Below are 20666 nucleotides of genomic sequence, written 5' to 3' on the forward strand. Positions count from 1 at the left end.
TTATCGATCTCTACTTCAAATGTCACAAGATATTGCCTATTGAGATCGTTTTTCATTTGTTATCTATTATTCATATTCTGTTCAAGAGGAATGCCTGCGGTTGAAACTCTGATTGTATCCTTTTATTCTGGTTGGCATCATAGGTAAGTGGACAGCATGTGGTCAGAATATTATCAGGTTTTCCTGCTTCGCGCTCACCAGCATCAGCCTTGCCCTCGATCCATTGAATTAATCTTGTTTTATCTACAGTAATACGGGAAGTTTGGAACTGAGAAGCATAAGTACAATAAAGATAGTAATAGCAATGGTTTAGGATTATCTATTGTGAAAAAGATTGTTGATTTGCACGCTGGAACGATTAATCTTTCTAGCGAAGTACATAAAGGAACAAGCGTTACTATCCAGTTGCCGCAGCGACTTGCGCATGATCATCGAGTTCTCTTGTTGAAGAGCTTAGTTATACATAGGGAAAAGCTGGAAAGATTGCAAATAAGCTAAATCATATAGAACCACTCACTTACGTTCAATCTTTCTTAAGAATATGTTTGCCTGCAACGAGAAGTAGTACGATTGTACCCACAAGTAATAAACCTAATACTATAATGTATGCCATTTCTTTATTCACTCCGTTCATTATTTTTCTTGATATAAAATTCCAAGCAAGCTATGGGAGTACATGTAATTATCATTTACAACAATTTAGATTTTACTCTGTTAATCATAGTTAAACCGTAAAAAATATCGGATGGTTGATTCTATAATAGAAAAATGGTGATACAGGAGTAGCTCCTTGTATCACCATTTTTTCATGTTTTACAACAATTTTTCAAGAGTGAGCTAGCCCTCTTGCGAAATCTACGTTTGTGATAGCCTCTTTTTGTTTATTTACAATCGTTATTAGGTACTATCTTGCAACAGTTTCTAATGCTACTTCGATCATGTCGTTGAAAGTGGTTTGTCTTTCTTGGGCTGTTGTTTGTTCACCAGTAAGAATATGATCGCTAACTGTTATAAGACTCAAAGCATTAACACCGAATTTGCAGGCCAAATAATATAAAGCTGCTGTCTCCATCTCTACAGCCAATACACCATGCTCACCAAGCTTGTTGACCCCATCTAAATTCTCTGTGTAGAAAATATCAGAAGAAAGTACATTACCAACACGAAGGCTAAGTCCTTTATCTGTTCCAATTTCATAAGCCTTTTTAATTAAATTAAAGGTTCCAATCTGCGGGAAATCAAACCCTGGGAATTGGTTTCGAATGATAGCGGAATCAGTCGCCGCTGCTTGTGCAATAATGACATCACGGATGTTTACCTCATGCTGGATGGCTCCGCATGTGCCAATACGAACGAGATTTTTGACTCCATAATCTTTGATCAATTCATGGATATAAATAGAGGCTGAAGGCATGCCCATTCCTGTTCCTTGAATAGACACGCGATTTCCTTTATAAGTTCCAGTAAAGCCTAACATGCCACGTACATTGTTGTAACAAACAGCATCTTCTAGGAAAGTCTCGGCAATATATTTTGCGCGTAATGGATCTCCTGGCAGTAAAACTGATTCAGCAATTTCGCCAACTTTGGCTTCGATATGAAAACTCATATAATTCCCTCCATTAGTTCGAATGTGACTTCGAGTTAGTTTCACCAAAGATCATAGCACAATACATATTTACAAAATGTATCAAGGATTACTTCAAAAATGTGAAGTAGTTCACACAATATTAGTAAGCTCAGTAACGGAAATAAAGCGCTATCATTTGTTATATTTGATGCATGAATTACCTAACGATTCCACTTGCGAAGAGTTGGGAACTCTTCTGTCTCATTACAAATCGATTCTAGTTTACCCATATCGAGGAGGTATAAAAATTTGTCGCGAATATCGATCAGTCCTTCGCTTTGAAATTCACCTAGTGTCTTGGATATCGATTCTCTAGTGACTCCTAGCATGTTGGCGATCAAGGTTTGACTAATTTTAAGATCAATTTTGTAAACGTTATCAAAAGGGACTCCAAAATTATAATAGAGATCCATAACAATATTAGCAACTTTTCCACGAACGTCATAAAAGGTTAAATAACGAATCATACGATTGAGCATTCTAGTTCGATCTACAAGAATTTTGTAAGCGTTTCGCATTACAGAGGGATATTTATCAACAATGGATAAGAAATCTTGTTTTTGCATAAGCCATACTGACACGTTTTCTAGCGCTTCAATGGATGAGATTCGATGATTGTCGTTAGACAAGGCTTCAACTTCTCCAATGATGTCGCCTGCCATTGTGATGCTTAGAACAATCTCCTTGTCTTCGTATATACGATAAATCTTAACCATACCTGAACGAATGAGATACACTTCATCACTCTCGTCATTCTCGAACATAAGGATGTGATTTTTTTTGAAGTGACGTTCCTTGAGTAAAGGGGTTATATATTGAAATTCATCATTAGGAATATCAGTAAAAATTTTGATATCAGCTAGGTTTGTAATCATTAACATACATCCTTTCAAGGATTATTGTTGCATGATATCACGGGAACAAATGCTTTGCAACATTAGAGCTTACTCTGAAGAATCGAGGAAATGAGATGAAATTCGAACGTATTTGTGTAATTGTGCTAGATAGCGTTGGCATTGGTTCTTTACCGGACGCTCATTATTTTGGCGATGAAGGTAGTCATACGTTAGCCCATATAAGTGAAGCAGTACCTAATATGAAATTGCCGAATTTGTCTGCCCTTGGGCTAGGGAATATTGCACGACTTCCTACAATACCCCCTGTCGAGAGCCCTTTAGCTTTTTATGGAAAGATGGCAGAGATATCGGTAGGAAAAGATACGATGACCGGTCATTGGGAGTTAATGGGACTAAAGGTAGAAGTACCTTTTCAAGTCTATCCAGATGGTTTTCCAGAGGAGTTAATTAAGAAGTTCGAAAATATAACGGGTCGCAAGGTAATTGGAAACAAGCCATCATCGGGAACTGAAATACTTGATGAGTTTGGAGAGGAGCAGCTTCGAACAGGTGCTTGGATTGTTTATACTTCTGCAGATAGTGTCATGCAAATTGCAGCTCATGAGGACATTATTCCGTTAGAGGAATTGTATAGAGCTTGTGAAATCGCTCGGGAAATAACATTAAAAGATCCTTATGTGGTGGGGCGTATTATTGCTAGACCTTACATCGGTAACCCAGGTGCATATATACGAACACCTAATCGACATGACTATGCACTTGAACCTATTGGGAAGACAGTGCTCGATCACATTAAAAATAATGGTTACGATGTCATCTCCGTTGGAAAAATAAATGATATCTTCACAGGTCAAGGAATTAATGAATCCCATCCCACGAAGAGCAATTTGGATGGCATTAAAACAACGATTGATTTGCTTAAAAGACCCTTTAATGGGGTTCTGTTTACCAACTTGGTGGACTTCGATTCTCTGTACGGACACCGTCGTGATCCAAAGGGGTACGCATCTTGTCTTGAAGAATTTGATCATTACCTGCCAGAGCTGATGAATCTTACAGGTGATAAAGATTTATTAATTATTACGGCAGACCATGGTAATGATCCTACATGGCAGGGAACGGATCATACCCGTGAGTATGTACCAATATTGATCTATAATCCATTACTCACTAATAACGCTTGCTCCATCGGTATAAGAGAAACATTCGCGGATGTTGCAGCAACTCTTGCTCATAATTTTAAGGTTACTGAGCCCAAAATTGGGGCAAGCTTTTTAGAAATGATACATGTATAAAGGTAGTAAAAGAATAACAAAAACCATAACAACATTAGGAGGATCTACAATGAAAAAATGGATGAAAACAGCATTACCTTTATTACTAATCTTTACACTAGTTCTAACAGCTTGTGGTCAAACAGGTAACAAAAATAATGCCGGGACTGAAGGTACGAATAACGGTACTTCTACAGGTGAAAATCTAAAGAAGCTTAAAGTCGGGATGGTAACAGACTTAGGTAGTGTAAATGACAAATCATTTAACCAAAGTGCATGGGAAGCATTACAGAAATTAAAAACAGACTATGGTTTTGAAGTGAAATATCAAGAACCGAAAACAGATGCAGATGTTATGCCAAGTCTAAATCAATTTGTAAAAGCAAAGTATGATTTAACTTGGGCAACTGCGTTTACTTTAGCAGATGCGATAACACAACTATCTAAGGAAAATCCTGATTCTAAATTTGGTATTGTTGACTCTGATCTCGTGTTACCTAATGTAGCGTCAGTATCCTTTAAGGAGCAAGAAGGGGCATATCTCGTTGGCGTAATCGCTGGTTTGACAACTAAAACGAACAAAATCGGCTTTGTAGGCGGAATGGATATTCCGGTAATAAAAAGATTTGAAGTTGGTTTCCGTGAAGGCATTAAGGCTGTAAATCCAGATGCAAAATTAATCGTTAACTATACAGGGTTATTCAACCGCGTAGATATGGGAAAATCAGCAGCATCTACCATGTATAACGACGGTGCAGATATTATATTCCATGCAGCTGGCTTAACGGGTAATGGCGTATTCAATGAAGCTAAGGAACGTAATAGCAAGGGCGGAAAAGTATGGGTTATTGGTGTCGATAAAGACCAATCCTTAACCTTTGGTGATGATGTAACGCTTACGTCTATGATCAAAAAAGTAGATGAAGCAGTTTATCAAATTTCTAAGAGCTTAGCTGAAGATAAGTTCCCGGCTGGAGAAGTCACTTGGATGGGACTTAAAGAAAAAGGCGTAGATATTGCACCAACATCTAATAAGAATGTAGCACCTGAGGTGCTTGCCAAAGTGGAAGAATATCGTACGAAAATTATTAATGGGGACATCGTCGTACCTGAAAAATAAATAATGATAATTTCATCTCCCATCATATCTTATGGTTTTGATGGGGGTTGAAATTTTGGGAGGCGTACGCGTGATTAATCAAGATATCGCATTGGAGCTGAAAGGAATAACGAAGCTATTTCCTGGAGTAGTAGCCAACGATTCTATTAGTTTTCAATTAAAGCGCGGAGAAATTCATGCATTGCTTGGAGAAAACGGTGCAGGCAAGTCAACTTTGATGAGCATTGTTTTCGGCTTGTATCAGCCTGATGAAGGTGAAATTTATGTGAATGGTAAACGCGAATTGATAGATAGTCCAAACAAAGCCATAGAGCTAGGTATTGGGATGGTTCACCAGCATTTTAAGTTAGTTGAGCCCTTTACAGTGACGGAAAACATCATTCTTGGGATGGAACCTAAGAAAGGGTTAAAGGTTGATATTAAAGGGGGAAGTAAAAAGGTAAAGGAATTATCCGAACAATATAAGTTGGATGTAGATCCAATGGCTACAATAGAATCGATAAGTGTTGGGATGCAACAACGAGTAGAGATTATTAAAACACTTTATCGCGGTGCAGACATTCTTATTTTCGATGAACCGACAGCGGTTCTTACTCCACAAGAGATTAGCGAATTATTGGAGATCATGAAGCGTCTTGTAGCGGAAGGTAAGTCGATCATTCTTATTACTCATAAACTTAAAGAAATTATGGAGATAGCGGACACTTGTACGATTATTCGTCGAGGTAAAGTAATTGAAAGTGTTGAAGTTGCAAAGACTAATCCACAGGAACTTGCTGAAAAGATGGTGGGGAAAACTGTTAACTTTAAGACTGAAAAGCAAGTTTCTAACCCTGAAGATGTTTTATTAGAAGTGAAAGATTTAATAGTTGCAGGAGCCAATGGCAACAATGCAGTGAATAAGCTCTCTTTCACTGTTCGTGCAGGAGAAATTGTCGGTATAGCGGGTGTAGATGGTAATGGTCAATCGGAGCTAATAGAAGCTATAACGGGCTTGCATAACATTCGTTCAGGAGAAATTTTGTTAAAAGGAAAAAGCATAACAAATCAGTCACCACGTTTCATATCTGAATCCGGAGTTTCACATATACCGCAGGATCGGCACAAACATGGACTAGTATTGGACTTTACGGTTAGTGAAAATACAATACTAAATACGTATTATCAGTCTGATATTAATAAACATGGATTTATTAATATGAAGGCAATGGATGATATGGCGACACGTCTGGTTGAACAGTTCGATATACGCACATCAGGAATTGATACAACAGTTCGCTCCATGTCAGGAGGGAATCAACAAAAGATTATTATCGCACGAGAAATCGATAAGAATCCTCAAGTTATGATAGCGGCCCAACCTACACGTGGACTAGACGTAGGAGCAATAGAATTTGTACATCAACAATTAATAGCGCAGAGAAATCAAGGGAAAGCAGTGCTTTTAGTGTCATTTGAACTGGATGAAATTCTAAATGTAGCGGATCGTATTATTGTACTTTTCGGTGGACGGATTGTTGGAGAGACTACACCTGAGACCACCACTGATCGGGAATTAGGATTAATGATGGCAGGCAAACATGAAGGAGCTGACACGAATGAATAGAATGATGGTGATTTTCAAACGTGAATCTGCGATTATCCCCTTTGTGGCTGTTATTTTAGGGCTTTTATTGGGAGCTCTCATTATGTGGATCGGTGGTTATAATGCCTTGTTAGCCTACCAATCATTAATTTCGAAAATTTTCGGGAGTAGTTATGATATAGGAGAAGCAATCCTTACAATCATACCTCTCATTATGAGTGGTTTAGCTGTAGCAATCGCTTTCCGATCAGGGTTGTTTAATATCGGGGTAGATGGTCAAATTATTATGGGATCATTGGGTGCACTAATCGTAGGTACTCAATTAAATCTTCCTCCCTTCATACATGGCCTAGTAGCTATGATATTTGGGGCATTACTTGGAGGATTTTGGGGTGCACTGGTTGGTTATATTAAGGCGGTTAGAGGGATCAATGAAGTTATTACTAGTATTATGTTAAACTTCATTGCGCTTTATATAAGTCACTATGCTATTAGAAATTTTATGCCACAAGCAGGCACACAACGATCTGCGATGATTAATGACTCTGCAAGTATTCAGATTGGGTGGCTGTCGGATCTAATGGGGGGCGCACGTATCCACTGGGGATTTTTAGTAGCGATCCTTGCCGTGATTTTTTACTACATCTATATGAAGAAGACCAAGTGGGGCTATGAGTTACGTGCGGTAGGGTTTAATAATGATGCTGCAAAATATGCGGGTATGAAAGTGCCAAAGGTTATTATACGTACGATGTTCATCTCAGGAGTATTTGGTGGATTGATTGGTACCTTTGAAGTACTAGGCGTATTCAAATATATCGCAATTAACTCTGTCACCTCTGGAATTGGATTTGACGGAATAGCGGTTGCTCTACTTGGAGCAAATTCTGCAATCGGTGTATTTTTCTCTGCAACGCTAATTGGGGCTCTTACCTATGGTTCACAAGGGATGAGCTTTGGTGCTGATGTACCAGGTGAAATTATTCGAATGGTGATCGCATTCATTATCTTTTTTGTTGCAGCACCAGGTATTGTGAAGTTAATCATTAAACCCATCCTACAAAAGATGAAGAAGAAGGTGTAAGTATGGATCTTATTGGAAATCTACTTAACGGGACGCTCGTATTTTCTACAGCGCTTATCTTTGCTGCACTTGGTGGGCTTATATCTGAACGTTCTGGGGTTATTAATATTGGACTTGAAGGATTTATGATTTCAGGGGCCTTCTTTTCTGCGATCACTGCTTATTATGCGGAATCTGCAGGTTTAAGTTCTTTGTCGCCGTGGATTGGATTAATTGGAGCGTTCGTGTTTACGATAATCTTTTCGAGTATTCATGCTATTGCTTCTATAAAATTTAAAGCGAATCAGGTAGTAAGTGGTGTTGTCATCAATATTCTTGCAGCAAGCTCTACATTTTTTCTAGTGAAAATGATTTTTAATGGATCAGCTGAAACACCAATATTAGTTAATGTTTTTCATAAGATAAGAATTCCATATCTAAGTGACATTCCATTGATAGGTAAAGTATTCTTTAATGCGTATCCAACCACTTATATTGCTATTGCGCTAGTTATTTTGCTTTACTTTATTTTATTTAGGACGTCAACCGGACTTAGATTGCGTGCAGTAGGAGAACATCCAAGTGCTGCTGATACGGTTGGAATCAAAGTAAATCGCACACGCTATATCGCCGTCATTCTTAGTGGTTCAATTGCTGCGATCGGAGGAGCAACTATCGTGCTTACCTCCAACAGTAACTTTGCCTTCAATACAATTTCAGGACAAGGGTATATTGCACTTGCAGCCGTTATATTCGGAAAATGGAATCCAGTAGGTGCGATGCTTGCAGCAATGTTCTTTGGTTTGGCACAAGCAGTAAAGGATCAATTGCAGATCTTTGAATTTGCAGCAAAGATACCTAATGAATTCTTCTATATGCTACCGTATCTTTTAACTCTATTGGTATTAATTGGCGCAGTAGGAAAAGCCCGATCACCTAAAGCATTAGGAGAACCGTATGAGGTAGGGAAAAGATAAGAGGATGAAGCTATATGTTTAAAGGTTTATTTAAGTTATTTCATCTTAAAGAAGAAAAAACAACGATACGTACAGAGGTTGTTGCGGGTCTGACCTCATTTATGACCGTAGCCTATATTATTGCTGTCAACGGGGCTATTTTAAGCTTAGCAGGTATGCCTTACGAAGCTGCAACGATCGTTACCGTAATTTGTTCATTTATCGGTTGTATGTTAATGGCACTATGGGCAAACTCACCTTTAATTCTTGTACCAGGCATGGGAGATAACGCATTTTTTGTTTTTACGTTAGTATTCTCGTTAGGGCTAACTTGGCAGCAAGCACTCGCAGCAGTTTTTATTGCAGGGTTGGTATTTATAGTGACTTCGATAACAAAAGGTGCAGATTATTTATCACGTTCAATTCCGAAGTCTATGATTCATGCCATTACAGCTGGAATTGGTCTCTTTATTGCTTTTTTGGGGCTGAAAAATGGCGGGCTGATTGTTGCCAGTGAAGGTACATTTGTTACGTTAGCAAAGCTAAGTGACCCCTATGCATTAACGACTATATTAACACTTCTTATTTCCTTACCTTTATTCATGCGGCAAGTAAAAGGTAGCTTTCTAATCACTATTATTGTAGGAACTGGAATTGGTGCACTCTTGGGAATAGTTGATTTTTCAGCTTTAAGTGATTTAAGTATCTCCTTAAAAGGATACGGGGAGTTATTTTTCGCACTCGATTTTAGTGGAATAGGTACTCTTAATTTTTGGACCGCTGTTTTTTCATTATCGATGGTTATTATATTTCAGAATATGGGTGCACAGCTTGGGATGCTTCCTAATAAATCGAAATTTAAAAAATCATTTCAGGCAAACGCTATCTCCGTTATCAGTGCGGGTCTTTTGGGTTGTAGTCCAATGACGACAGCCGCTGAATCAGCAACTGGAATAGCATCAGGAGGAAGAACGGGGCTTACCTCTTTTACAACGGGGCTTTTATTTGTTCCAGCATTGTTTCTCATTCCTCTTTTCAAAATCATACCTAATAGTGCGATTGCCCCTGTGCTGATCATTGTAGGTTGTTTGATGGTCACAAGCATTAAGGAAATTTCCTTCAGTGACTTTACTGAAGCTTTTCCAGCTTATTTGATGCTGGCGATCATGCCGTTAAGCTTTAGCATAGCTAATGGAATTGCTTTTGGATTCATTGCATACCCTATTCTGAAAATTGCTGTAGGTCGAAGGAAAGAGATATCTCTCACGATGTACTTCATCGCTTTTTTCTTTATCTTATACTTTATTTTGGGTTCGATATAATTAGGTTTAAAAACCAGCCCTACTTTGACGACAGTTGAAGTAGGGCTGGTTTTATTGTTCATGCGTGTGAATAAATCAATCTAATTAGACTGATGAACATTTTTGTATTCTTTTTGCAATTTTTTTGGGGAAAGATTGTATTCCTTTTTAAAGAGTCTATAGAAACTAGAATAATCAAGAAATCCGCATTTCAAGGCGATTTTTTCTATAGAAATTTGATTTTGTTTAATCATAGTTACTGCATAAGCTAGTCGCTTTAATGATACATAACGGTAAAAGGATAGGTTCATGTTCTTCTTGAAATAATGAGAGAAATAGTATTTATTCAAATGAAAATGATTAGAGACGGATACTAAGCTTAGTTCAGGCTCTGTTAAATATAACTCAATATGTTCCAATATAGATAAGAATCTTTGATCATGTTCATTAGTGTTATTAAGGTTTGGCATGCTACTCGTAGGATCGAAAATTATTTGAATCAACTGATAAAATAAGTACGTTGTTGAGAAGGATAAGTTATCTTTTTCATTTGTTATTTTATCATTAAGTTGCTCAAGTAAAGAAAGAATATCTTGGAATTTTTTGGAGTGTAGATGCAGTACATAAGAGCCCAGTGTTTTTTGATGAACAATATGCTCATTCATAGATGGTGAACTAGAAATAAAGTCATCTAATAAATGTTTGCTAATATTAATAATAATTCGCTCATAGTTATCAAAATCTTTTACAGTAGCTTGATGAACAGCATAAGGAGGGATGATAACTACATCACCTTTTCGGAGTGAATAGGACTTTCCTTCACAAAAAAAATCACACTCCCCCTCTAAAAATACAAGAATCTCCATAACATCATGCCGATGTAATCGAAATAAATTCTCTATTTGAGAGAAGTCATCCCATGTAACGTCTTCTGATTTAAGCCAATTTCGATAAGGATTTTTTTTGATGAAGTAGTTAATTTCAAACCCATTATTTATTACTGGGATTAGAATAGATTGCTTCATATTGGTCATCTCCTTTCAAACAGCAACTTTTACAATATTTTTAGCAATATGCGTCATTTATTTTAGAATTTTTGTTGTTATGATAACAGTATACAGCAACTTAATAAGCGATACCAAATGGCAATATTCAAAACTACAATTCTCAGTCATAAGAGAGAATAAAATGGAAACCTTATGTATAACAGCTAGAAGGAAAATTCAATATTATTCTATAGTTTTATGTGGATGTACATTTAACGGAAGATCAAGTTTGGGAGGCGTATATAATGTTATCAAACAGAGAACAACCTCATTTGGAAGTCAGATCTAAAAACATTATTGATGTTGATGGATTAAAATTTAAAGATTTGAATAACGATGGAAAGCTGGATCCATATGAAGATTGGCGTCTAAGTCCGAAAGAGCGTGCCGAGAATTTAGTCTCCTTGATGAATATCGATGAAAAGGTCGGCATGATGCTTATTAATACACGAGGAATGGGTCTTTCACAAAAAGATAAGAGCAAAACAAGCTTCAATGGTGTTTTAGATGAAGGTATTGTTGAGAAGGGCGAAAGTATTTTTGCTATTACTAAAGTTATGGGTACAACACATACGATAGAGAAAATGAATTTAAGACACTTCATTTTGCGAGATAATTGGAGTCCAGCTCAAATGGCAGAGTGGATTAATGCCATGAATGAAGTATGTGAGGGGACACGACTAGGTATTCCTTGTTTAATCGCATCTAATTCTAGAAATGAAAATACAGAATTCATCTTTGGGATGAATGATGCTGCTGGAATTTTCTCTACATGGCCAGGAACTTTAGGTCTTGCAGCAGCAGCTAAAGGTGATATTAAAAATGGAGGAGATGCATCGCTTATTAGTCAATTTGCTCAAATTGCACATGATGAGTGGGATGCAACTGGTATAAGAAAAGGTTACATGTATATGGCCGATACAGTTACCGATCCTAGATGGCAACGTACTTATGGTACGTTTGGAGAAGATCCAGAGTTTATAGCTGATGCCATCGGACGTATTATCGACGCTTTCCAAGGTGAGAGCATAGGTAACCACAGCATTGCGATGACTACAAAGCATTTCCCTGGTGGAGGTGCACGGGAAAATGGATTCGATCCTCATTATGTGGAAGGGAAATGGAACTTATATCCTACGCCAGGTAGCTTAGAAAAGTATCATTTACCACCATTCCAAGCAGCTGTAGATCATGGTACATCATCGATTATGCCTTATTATTCAATGCCTAGCATCAAAAAGAGTGTGGTCCAACAGTTTGAGGGTGAAGATATCCCATATGAAGAGGTTGGTTTTACATTCAATCATTATTTCCTTAATCATATCCTTAGAGAAAGAATGGGATTTAAAGGTTATGTGAATAGCGATAGTGGTATTACAAGTAAAATGAGCTGGGGCGTTGAAGAGCTAAGTGAGGCGGAACGTTTTGCTAAAGCAATTAATGCTGGTACAGATATGGTTGCTGATACCAATGATGTTGAGAACCTTAAAATTGCGATTAACAGTGGATGGATAAGTGAACAACGTATCGATCAAGCGAATGTACGACTACTTACGGAAATGTTTGCTTTAGGTCTATTCGATGATCGTACGTATGTTTCAACCGAAAAAGCAGCAACAACGGTTAGTAATCCAGATAGCTGGGCAGCTGCTTATGAAGCACATAAAAAATCAGTTACGGTACTTAAAAATCATAATGAGACATTACCTTTAACAGCTGAGAAAATGACAGGTAAGAAGGTCTATGTGGAAGTATTCCACAAGAATGAAGAACGAGCAACTTCTTATACTGAAAAAGCGAGAAAAGAATGTCAACAATTTGGAAAGTTTTCTTTAACAGAAAACTATGAAGAAGCTGATGTAGCTATATTGTTCTTGAATCCACAATCTGGATCATACTTTAATGCGACACCGGGATTGTTGGAACTTGAAATATGCGAGGACAAAACAGAAACTGCTTTAGATGGTTCGACATATCAAGAAACTACGTTGCTTCGTATGGAACATCTTAAGGAAATTACAGAAAGCATTCATACTCGCGGAGGAAAAGCTATTATAAGCGTTAATGTTACGTTGCCGTGGATAGTTGGGAACGTAGAGCCGTTGGCAGATGCATTAATTGCCGGATACGATACCTTCTATAAGGCACAGTTCGAGGTTATGGCAGGCAATAGCCGACCAGTAGGCGTATTACCATTGACATTACCAGCGAGTGAAGCTGTTATCGCAGTTGATGCCAATGGGGATTGTGTATCGAGAAATGATGTTGCTGGCTATGACAAGGACAAATATATGCCTGAAGGATTGCGATATGCATACAAGGATAGTGATGGAAATATCTATACTCTTGGTCATGGACTAACTTACTAAGAAGACAATTCTAATATAGCTTTGCTTTAGTTAACAACGTATTACCACTAAAACCGGAAGGTTTTAGTGGTAATACGTTGTTTTTTTCTATATTTAATAGTTTTGTCTAGTAGTGAGTGAGAGATGGGATCGCTTACAATTATCTCAAATGTTAAGAAGTATATATGGGATTGGAGTTATTATTAATTTTTGTTAACAAAGATGGAGGTGCTCAATGTCTAGCCAGCTAGAGAATAATGTATTGCCAGTGCAGAAGAGAAAATCAGATTCCAAGTTACTTAGATTTTTGGGACAATGGCAAGTCCAGCTTATGATATTTCCAGGGTTACTATTTATTTTTGTATTTAACTATATTCCGATGTATGGAGTATTGATGTCTTTCCAGGATTACAACATTTTCAAAGGGTTTTTCGCTAGTGAGTGGGTTGGATTCAAACACTTCGATGCATTTTTTCATTCTAGAGATTTTGTAACTGTTATTCGTAATACGTTAGTCATTAGTGGTCTTAAGCTATTAATTTGCTTTCCTGCGCCGATCATTTTGGCGTTAATGCTTAATGAGGTTAATAAAATGTTCTTTAAGCGAATCGTACAAACGATAAGCTACTTACCTCACTTTTTGTCTTGGGTTATCGTTGTTGGCTTTGTGAATTCAATTCTTTCTGTAGATAACGGAAGCTTGAACATTTTCCTTCAATCCATTGGTTTAATAGATCAGCCGATTAACTTTCTATCAGAAGCAGAACATTTCTGGACAATTATTATAGGAACCAACTTATGGAAAGAAATAGGGTTCAGCTCTATCGTTTATATCGCTGCAATTGCTGGAATTAATCCTAATTTATATGAAGCGGCAGCTATTGATGGTGCAAGTCGATTGAAGCAGATTTTTCTTATTACGATTCCTTCCATCATGCCAGTTATTATTATTTTCATGATTCTGAATATCGGTAATCTGCTCAATGCTGGATTTGAAGATTTATTACTTCTTGGCTCACATCCTATTTTAAGAGATGTTGCTGAGGTAATTGATACTTATTCATATAAGGTAGGACTTATGAGTCAGCGATACTCTTATGCTACAGCCGTTGGATTATTTAAAGCGGTAATTAGCGTCGCTCTTCTTACACTTGCTAATACTCTTGCAAGGCGTTCAGGTAATAGCTTGTGGTAGAAGTTTAATCATAATGACAGCAATTTCGATAGGGAGGCGCTAGCTGTGAGACTGAGCACAGGAGATAAAGTTGTTAACGTTTTTATATATACTAGCTTAACTATACTAGCTTTTGTTAGCTTTTATCCGTTTTGGAACTCGTTAGTTATTTCATTCAATGTAGGTCAAGATACGTCACTTGGTGGTATAACATTCTGGCCTAGAAAGTTTACACTGGATAACTACTACGTAGTATTACGTGATCAGCGTATTCTAGATTCTTTCTTCATCTCTATATTTCGTACAGTAGCAGGTACTTTTTTATCGATAGCTTTAACCTCGATGTTTGCTTATGGATTAGCGGTTAAAGGAGTTATCGGGAAAAAATATTATATGATTTTTGCGGTTATCACGATGTACTTCAATGGAGGACTAATTCCGTTCTTCCTAGTTAATAGAGAGTTGAATCTCATGAATACTTTTTGGGTGCTGGTTATTCCATTCGCAGTTAGTGTATTTAATATGATTATATTCCGAACATTTTTCCGTGAGATTCCTGGTGAATTAGAGGAATCAGCCAAAATAGATGGATGCGACACATTCGGTATTTTCTTCAGAATTATTTTACCTTTATCAGGACCAGTTTTTGCAACGCTTGGCTTATTCACTGCCGTATTCCATTGGAATGATTGGTTCAATGTCATTATCTTTATTGATAAGACAGAGCTATACCCAATTCAAGCATTATTACAACAAATCTTGAGATCCAACACGATGTCTGAGGCGCTTAATGCTGCAGTAACAGGAAGTTCAGCTGCAGGCGATATATTGAGTCTAAAGAAGAGTGTAACAAGTAAATCTCTAACAATGGCTACGATGATTGTAGCAACATTACCAATCATCGCTGTATATCCTTTTGTTCAAAAGTACTTCGTTAAAGGGGTATTAGTAGGATCTTTGAAAGGATGACTACATCTATTTAAAATTTGCTACCTTTACAAGTTGGCAATTTTTAATAAAAATTAAAGAAAGAAGGGAGCTCACCCTATTATGAAAAGAAATAAATTAGGGGTATTGCTATTAACAACAACGATATTGCTTACATCTATTCTTGCAGGATGCTCAGAAAGTTCTAACAAGCCTGCTAGCACGAACAAACCAACTTCCACTCCAGCAGGTCAGGAGCAAGGAGAAGAAGCCGTAACTACATTCAAATTAGGAGAAGAGCCAGTCAATTTTTCTTACTATGTACACTATGACTGGTGGACAACTGAGCCTTGGGGCGTGAATCCGAACAGTAAGTGGGTAACGGATAATCTGAAAGTAAATGTAACGCCAATTCAATCAGGCGGTGCTGCTGAACAGAAGTTAAGTACGATGATTGTTTCTGGAGAACTTCCAGGTGCAATTATGATGGATCGTGGTCAAGAAGTAGAGCGCTTACGTAGTGCAGGAGTTTTAGTGCCTCTTGATGATTACTTAGATAAATATCCTAATCTTAAGCGTCTTGCTGGGGAAGAAACATTAAACATGCTTCGTTCTGAGGATGGTAAGCTTTATCAGTTCCCTAACTGGTACACATCTGCACCAAACGGAAACGGTGGCTGGGTAGTTAACACTAAAATTTACAAAGAGCTTGGCGAGCCTAAGCTAGAAACATTTGATGACTTATATGAATACTTAAAACTTGTAAAAGCAAATTATAAAAACGTTGTTCCTTTGGAAGTTGGTAGAAAAGCTTCTGGTCTTGATGCTATGTTTGCTGGATTTGCAGAGGATTCTCCTGTATCGTATGCACAAATGAAGGCATATCCAGAAGGTAATGAGTTGAAATCTATTCTTGAAAATGATGCTTGGGTAGAAACAATGGTTTACTCTAATAAGTTATTCCGTGAAGGTCTTATGACTCAAGATGCTTTAACTCAAACAAACGATCAAGTACAAGAGAAGCTTAACTCTGGTCGTGTAGCTGTTATTATTGGAACGAACACAACAAATGAAGGTCGTGAAGGTAATAATGCTTGGAAATCCATTGATCCAGATGGCGGTTATCATATGATCTGGCCAATTCATAAAGAAGGCGTAGACAAAAACAAAGTATATCCTAACGGATATAACACGCTTGGTTGGAATGTTAACGTTATTACAACAAGTGCAGAAAATCCAGAAGGTATCTTCGCTTATTTGGATTGGATGACTGGTGAAGAGGGACAACGTATTATGTTCTTTGGACCTCAAGGTCTATACTATGATGAAATTGATGAAGATGGTAGTCCAATCCCTAACGATGCATGGTATAACACCGCGGATGATGTTAAGGATGAGCAAAAGCTTGAAGCTTATGTATGGGCAGGAAATGCTACTTTTGTAGATACTGCAAAAACAAAAATTGAGTTAGCGCTACCTGAAGATAAACGTAATTGGGGCGTAACAGCTCAAACAAACGTTGCATGGAAAACTTCTAAAAATGTAACTGAATTCAATAATATTGATCCAGCTCCAGACACTGATCTAGGTATTATCCAGAAGCAAGTAGCTGATGGTGAAGCAGGTATTATTACTGAGTATGTGGGAAAAATCTTATTCGCTAAGAGTGAAGCAGATGTTCTTGCATTGATTGAGCAAGCAAAAAAGGAAACTGTACAGCTAGGTTATAATGATGCATTGAAATACCGTACTGAAAAATGGCAGGAGAACGTTAAGCGTACGAATGCCAATTAATAGAAATTGGGGGGGTGCCTATGCATTCCCCCTTCTATTCTATTTAATATAAGGAGGGTGACAGCATGTATAGAGTGGTGCTAGTTGATGATGAACAGATTGATCTCGAAGGATTACATCATTTTGTTCCATGGACATCGCTTAATATGGAAGTTGTTGCAACCTTTCGTGAAGCCTTCTCGGCGCTAGAATATATCGAGCAGAATAGTATTGATATATTAGTTTCAGATATAAGAATGCCTATTATGTCGGGGTTAGAGCTAGCGGAGAAAGCATTGGTCATACAATGCAATCTTAAAATTATTTTCACAACAGGCTACGAGGATTTTCATTATGCCAAAAAAGCTATTTCAATGAATGCTAGCAGCTATGTGCTTAAGCCTGTGGATGATGTTGAACTGCTAGAAGTACTTCGTAAAATTGAAAGAGAACTTACTTCTGTGAACCAGCAACTTAATAAGGTTCAGACAATGGAGCATTCAATGGTCTATGTGAAGCAGGAATTACTTCGGCGTTGCTTCATGGGTGCAAATGAACCACAAATGTTTGAGAGCTTACAGCAGCAATACGATATATTTGTTCATGTGGCAATTGTTGAAATTGATGATATGAAGTGGAAGCTAAGCAGCTATAGTGACGAGGAAAAGACTATACTTACGGAGCAATTGTACCAATATTTAATTGTGATTGGCAGCTTAATGAACATTGAACATTATTGTCAGATGGAACAATTCAGGTTTGCTTTTGTCATTCCTACTCATCAAGTCGATCAGCTTGTGAATTGGATTCATGAGGTTCAATTGAAGTTTGAACTATCCATTACGATCGGTGTTGGATCTCCTGTTATTAATCTGGTGCAGTTACATGAAAGCTATCAGAAGGCTAAGCAGGCACTCGATATGAAAATTAATAGAGGGAAAGGTATGGTTCTCAGGTATGAAGAGAAGGATACATGCTCTCAGCAGCTTTCCCATAATTTAGACAATAAGATGCATCAACTATTTGCAGCGATTTCTAATTACGATTTAGTAGGCATAGTTGATGTGATGGAAGATATTTTTTTACATGCTCATCAATTAAAGCAACAAATTACGGTATATCATTATTCTCTTTATGTCGTCAATAAAGTGGAGCATTATTTAAATGAACATAATGAGAATATACATGAGATGTTAAATATGGATTGGGATCATTGGGGTATTATTATGCAATTCGAAACGATAGATGACATTCATAGCTGGTTCAGAAAAAAAGTTTTCGAAATTTCCGAGACATTGCATTATAAAAAAATGCGTAAAAATATGAAGTTAGTACAAGAAATACAGGCATATGTCATGCTTAATATAGATGGGAGCATTTCATTAAAGGAAGTCGCGCAACACTTTTCCTTTTCACCTAACTATTTGGGACAGCTATTTCGTGCAGAGCTAGGAGAGGGATTTAATGAGTATTTAACGAATGTTCGGATGGAAAAGGCTAAGCAGCTATTAAGAGATCCAAAAGTTAAAGTTTATGAGGTAGCTCAAATGATAGGCTACAAGGATTTAACTTACTTTGGTAAACAGTTCAAGGAATTCACAGGCTTGACCGCAGGTGATTACAGGAAGCAATGTTAACGAAAAAGTATATCCCATTTGGGATAAAGCTGCTTATTTCTTATATCGTATTAATTATTGTACCTGTCGGTATTATTGGCTATGTTTCTTATGTTAAGTCGATCACTGCAGTAAAAGAACAAACAGGATCTACAATGCAAGGAACACTAGTACAAATGAAGGAAAACATAGAATATCAGACGAATAACTTTACTCGCGTTACAGATCAGTTTTATTATGATTACATGTTTCAGCAATATCTAGAGCAGCCTAGTGGCTATGAAGTGTACCAGCTTACGACTGACTACTTTATTCCAAAGCTACAAAATTCAAACAATCTAATTCCTTATCGTGCATTAATACGCTTATACATAGCAAATAGAGACTTTCCCGAGGTTTACCAAATGAATCGAGATGTTATTGATCTGCTTAATCGGCTTAGCGAATATGAAATATATCACTATAGTCGTATTACTGGTCAAGAGTGGTGGAAGGAACCATATAAGAGTAATTCCAAATTTATAGATGATCGATTATTGTGGGGACAATTCCAAGATGATTATCAGAATGATCAGATATCAGTTTTTCGTAAATTGTTTAATCATCATAAGCGGACAAACATTGGTGCTATTAGAGTAACGGCAAAGCTAAACGATGTATTCAGCAGTGTTAATTATGAAAGGTTAACTACAAGTAGTACGATATTAATCGTAGATCAGCAACAACAAGTTGTATATACGAGCTCACATGCAGGTGAACTAGATATAACAGCTTATAAAGCTGCAAATTGGCAGGATTCGCATATGATTATTGAAGAGTCTCTAGATTCTCTGAATTGGAGAATTATAGCACTTATTCCCAAGAAAGACTTTGAGGAAGGAATTGCCGCAGTTAAGTGGGTAACGGTTGGTGTTGGACTTATTGCAATCATTGTCGTAATACTATTTAGTGCAGTTATTTCACATTATTTCTCCAAACGAGTATTTAAAATAATAACATCGCTTCGTCAATTTAGAGAGGATCGTCTAGATAAAAGAATAAATTATTCTGGTCATGATGAATTCAGTGATATTGCGGAAGCCTTTAATGAAATGACCAGTGATATGAATCAATTAATTCAAGAAGTATACGTTGCTAATTTGGCTAAGAAGGAAGCAGAGTTAGAATCTTTACAGGCGCAAATTAATCCTCACTTTTTGTACAATACATTGTCATCGATTAGTCGCTTAGGAAAATTTCAGCAATGGGAAAAGCAGGATCAAGTTGTTCGAGGTCTTGCAAAGTTTTATCGCTTAACTTTGAATCAAGGGAAAATGATTATCCCTATTACGAAGGAAATAGAACAGGCACAGGCTTATCTTGATATTCAGAGCATCAAATTTGGCGATCAATTTACAATCTCATATGATATTGATCCATCCATATATGGTTACGATACGATTAAATTAATATTGCAGCCGTTTCTGGAAAATATATTTGAGCATGCTATATTCCGGGCAGCCCTTCATATTCGAGTGCTTGCTTATCTAGAGGAAAATCATATTGTATTTAAAATTATAGACAATGGTATTGGGATGAAGCGGGAGAGACTATTGCAAATTAATGATGAACATAATTCACAGCGTGGCTATGGCATACATAATGTGCATGAACGAATTAAGCTTCACTTCGGACATCCATATGGAGTGTCTATTTGGAGTGGCTATGGTATCGGGACGGCAGTACAAATCACGATACCGTTATATCAAGAAAAATGGAAAAGCAGCCCGTAAGTATAAATAACCGTTCATGCAAAAGTAGCAAGAAGCCTTCCTCTACATCAGTAGAAGGGCTTCTTTTTATTCTTATCCAAATTATTATTCTGAATATTATTTTAAACATTAAATGAAATTATGCGTAGAAATTCGGCGGAAATATTTTTCATAAATTAGTTTTTGGTGAAATTAATTTACAAAGTATAAAATGTATGATATATTGTTTTTGCCTAATACTATAG

The 20666-nt window shown here is 37.1% G+C and carries 15 protein-coding genes and 1 pseudogene; 13 read left to right on the forward strand and 3 right to left on the reverse strand.

Translation table 11 applies throughout. The annotated features are described in order from the left end of the window. Positions 1–318: 318 nt before the first annotated feature. Positions 319–498: pseudogene (locus NAG76_10970) on the forward strand (ATP-binding protein). A gap of 406 nt (positions 499–904) precedes the next feature. Here NAG76_10970 and deoD read toward each other — a convergent pair. Next, positions 905–1609, reverse strand: a complete 705-nt coding sequence (gene deoD, locus NAG76_10975) for a purine-nucleoside phosphorylase (GenBank protein ID URN96707.1) — start codon at positions 1607–1609, stop codon at positions 905–907. A gap of 182 nt (positions 1610–1791) precedes the next feature. Then, entirely contained in the window at positions 1792–2505 is a 714-nt protein-coding gene (locus NAG76_10980; GenBank protein ID URN96708.1) for a Crp/Fnr family transcriptional regulator, read from the reverse strand. A gap of 95 nt (positions 2506–2600) precedes the next feature. Between NAG76_10980 and deoB the strand changes: the two genes are divergently transcribed. Genes deoB through NAG76_11010 form a run of 6 tightly spaced genes read left to right on the forward strand, consistent with a single transcriptional unit; the run spans position 2601 to position 9807 of the window. Further along, complete coding sequence (deoB, locus tag NAG76_10985) at positions 2601–3782, forward strand: phosphopentomutase (protein URN96709.1); 1182 nt, start codon at positions 2601–2603, stop codon at positions 3780–3782. Positions 3783–3831: 49 nt separating this feature from the next. Beyond that, the gene (locus NAG76_10990) at positions 3832–4881 is read left to right on the forward strand and encodes a BMP family ABC transporter substrate-binding protein (GenBank protein URN96710.1); all 1050 of its coding nucleotides are present in this window, start codon (positions 3832–3834) and stop codon (positions 4879–4881) included. A gap of 40 nt (positions 4882–4921) precedes the next feature. Continuing rightward, complete coding sequence (locus NAG76_10995; protein ID URN96711.1) at positions 4922–6487, forward strand: ABC transporter ATP-binding protein; 1566 nt, start codon at positions 4922–4924, stop codon at positions 6485–6487. Then, complete coding sequence (locus NAG76_11000) at positions 6480–7550, forward strand: ABC transporter permease (protein URN96712.1); 1071 nt, start codon at positions 6480–6482, stop codon at positions 7548–7550. The genes NAG76_10995 and NAG76_11000 overlap by 8 nt, the downstream gene beginning before the upstream one ends. 2 nt (positions 7551–7552) lie before the next feature. Beyond that, positions 7553–8506 carry an ABC transporter permease gene (locus NAG76_11005; GenBank protein ID URN96713.1) on the forward strand — a complete coding sequence of 318 codons (954 nt, stop codon included), beginning with the start codon at positions 7553–7555 and terminating at the stop codon, positions 8504–8506. Between the two features lie 14 nt (positions 8507–8520). Continuing rightward, the gene (locus NAG76_11010) at positions 8521–9807 is read left to right on the forward strand and encodes an NCS2 family permease (protein URN96714.1); all 1287 of its coding nucleotides are present in this window, start codon (positions 8521–8523) and stop codon (positions 9805–9807) included. Positions 9808–9887: 80 nt separating this feature from the next. Here the strand turns inward: NAG76_11010 and NAG76_11015 are convergent, their stop codons facing one another. Further along, entirely contained in the window at positions 9888–10811 is a 924-nt protein-coding gene (locus NAG76_11015; GenBank protein ID URN96715.1) for an AraC family transcriptional regulator, read from the reverse strand. A gap of 266 nt (positions 10812–11077) precedes the next feature. Here NAG76_11015 and NAG76_11020 point away from each other — a divergent pair, with 266 nt between their 5' ends. From NAG76_11020 to NAG76_11045, 6 genes are all read left to right on the forward strand, one after another. Next, positions 11078–13201 carry a glycoside hydrolase family 3 C-terminal domain-containing protein gene (locus NAG76_11020; GenBank protein ID URN96716.1) on the forward strand — a complete coding sequence of 708 codons (2124 nt, stop codon included), beginning with the start codon at positions 11078–11080 and terminating at the stop codon, positions 13199–13201. Between the two features lie 214 nt (positions 13202–13415). Next, a complete protein-coding gene (locus NAG76_11025) occupies positions 13416–14375 on the forward strand; it encodes an ABC transporter permease subunit (protein ID URN96717.1) in 960 nt (319 codons plus the stop codon). 45 nt (positions 14376–14420) lie between these two features. Further along, positions 14421–15323 (forward strand): carbohydrate ABC transporter permease, encoded by a 903-nt coding sequence (locus tag NAG76_11030; GenBank protein ID URN96718.1) that lies wholly within the window; start codon positions 14421–14423, stop codon positions 15321–15323. A gap of 81 nt (positions 15324–15404) precedes the next feature. Next, positions 15405–17075, forward strand: a complete 1671-nt coding sequence (locus tag NAG76_11035; protein URN96719.1) for an extracellular solute-binding protein — start codon at positions 15405–15407, stop codon at positions 17073–17075. A 65-nt stretch (positions 17076–17140) separates the two neighbouring features. Next, positions 17141–18691 (forward strand): helix-turn-helix domain-containing protein, encoded by a 1551-nt coding sequence (locus NAG76_11040; GenBank protein URN96720.1) that lies wholly within the window; start codon positions 17141–17143, stop codon positions 18689–18691. Continuing rightward, a complete protein-coding gene (locus tag NAG76_11045) occupies positions 18685–20442 on the forward strand; it encodes a sensor histidine kinase (GenBank protein ID URN96721.1) in 1758 nt (585 codons plus the stop codon). Before NAG76_11040 ends, NAG76_11045 begins: the two co-directional genes overlap by 7 nt. Positions 20443–20666: the final 224 nt, after the last annotated feature.

Source organism: Candidatus Pristimantibacillus lignocellulolyticus, from assembly GCA_023639215.1.
GTDB lineage: Bacteria > Bacillota > Bacilli > Paenibacillales > Paenibacillaceae > Pristimantibacillus > Pristimantibacillus lignocellulolyticus.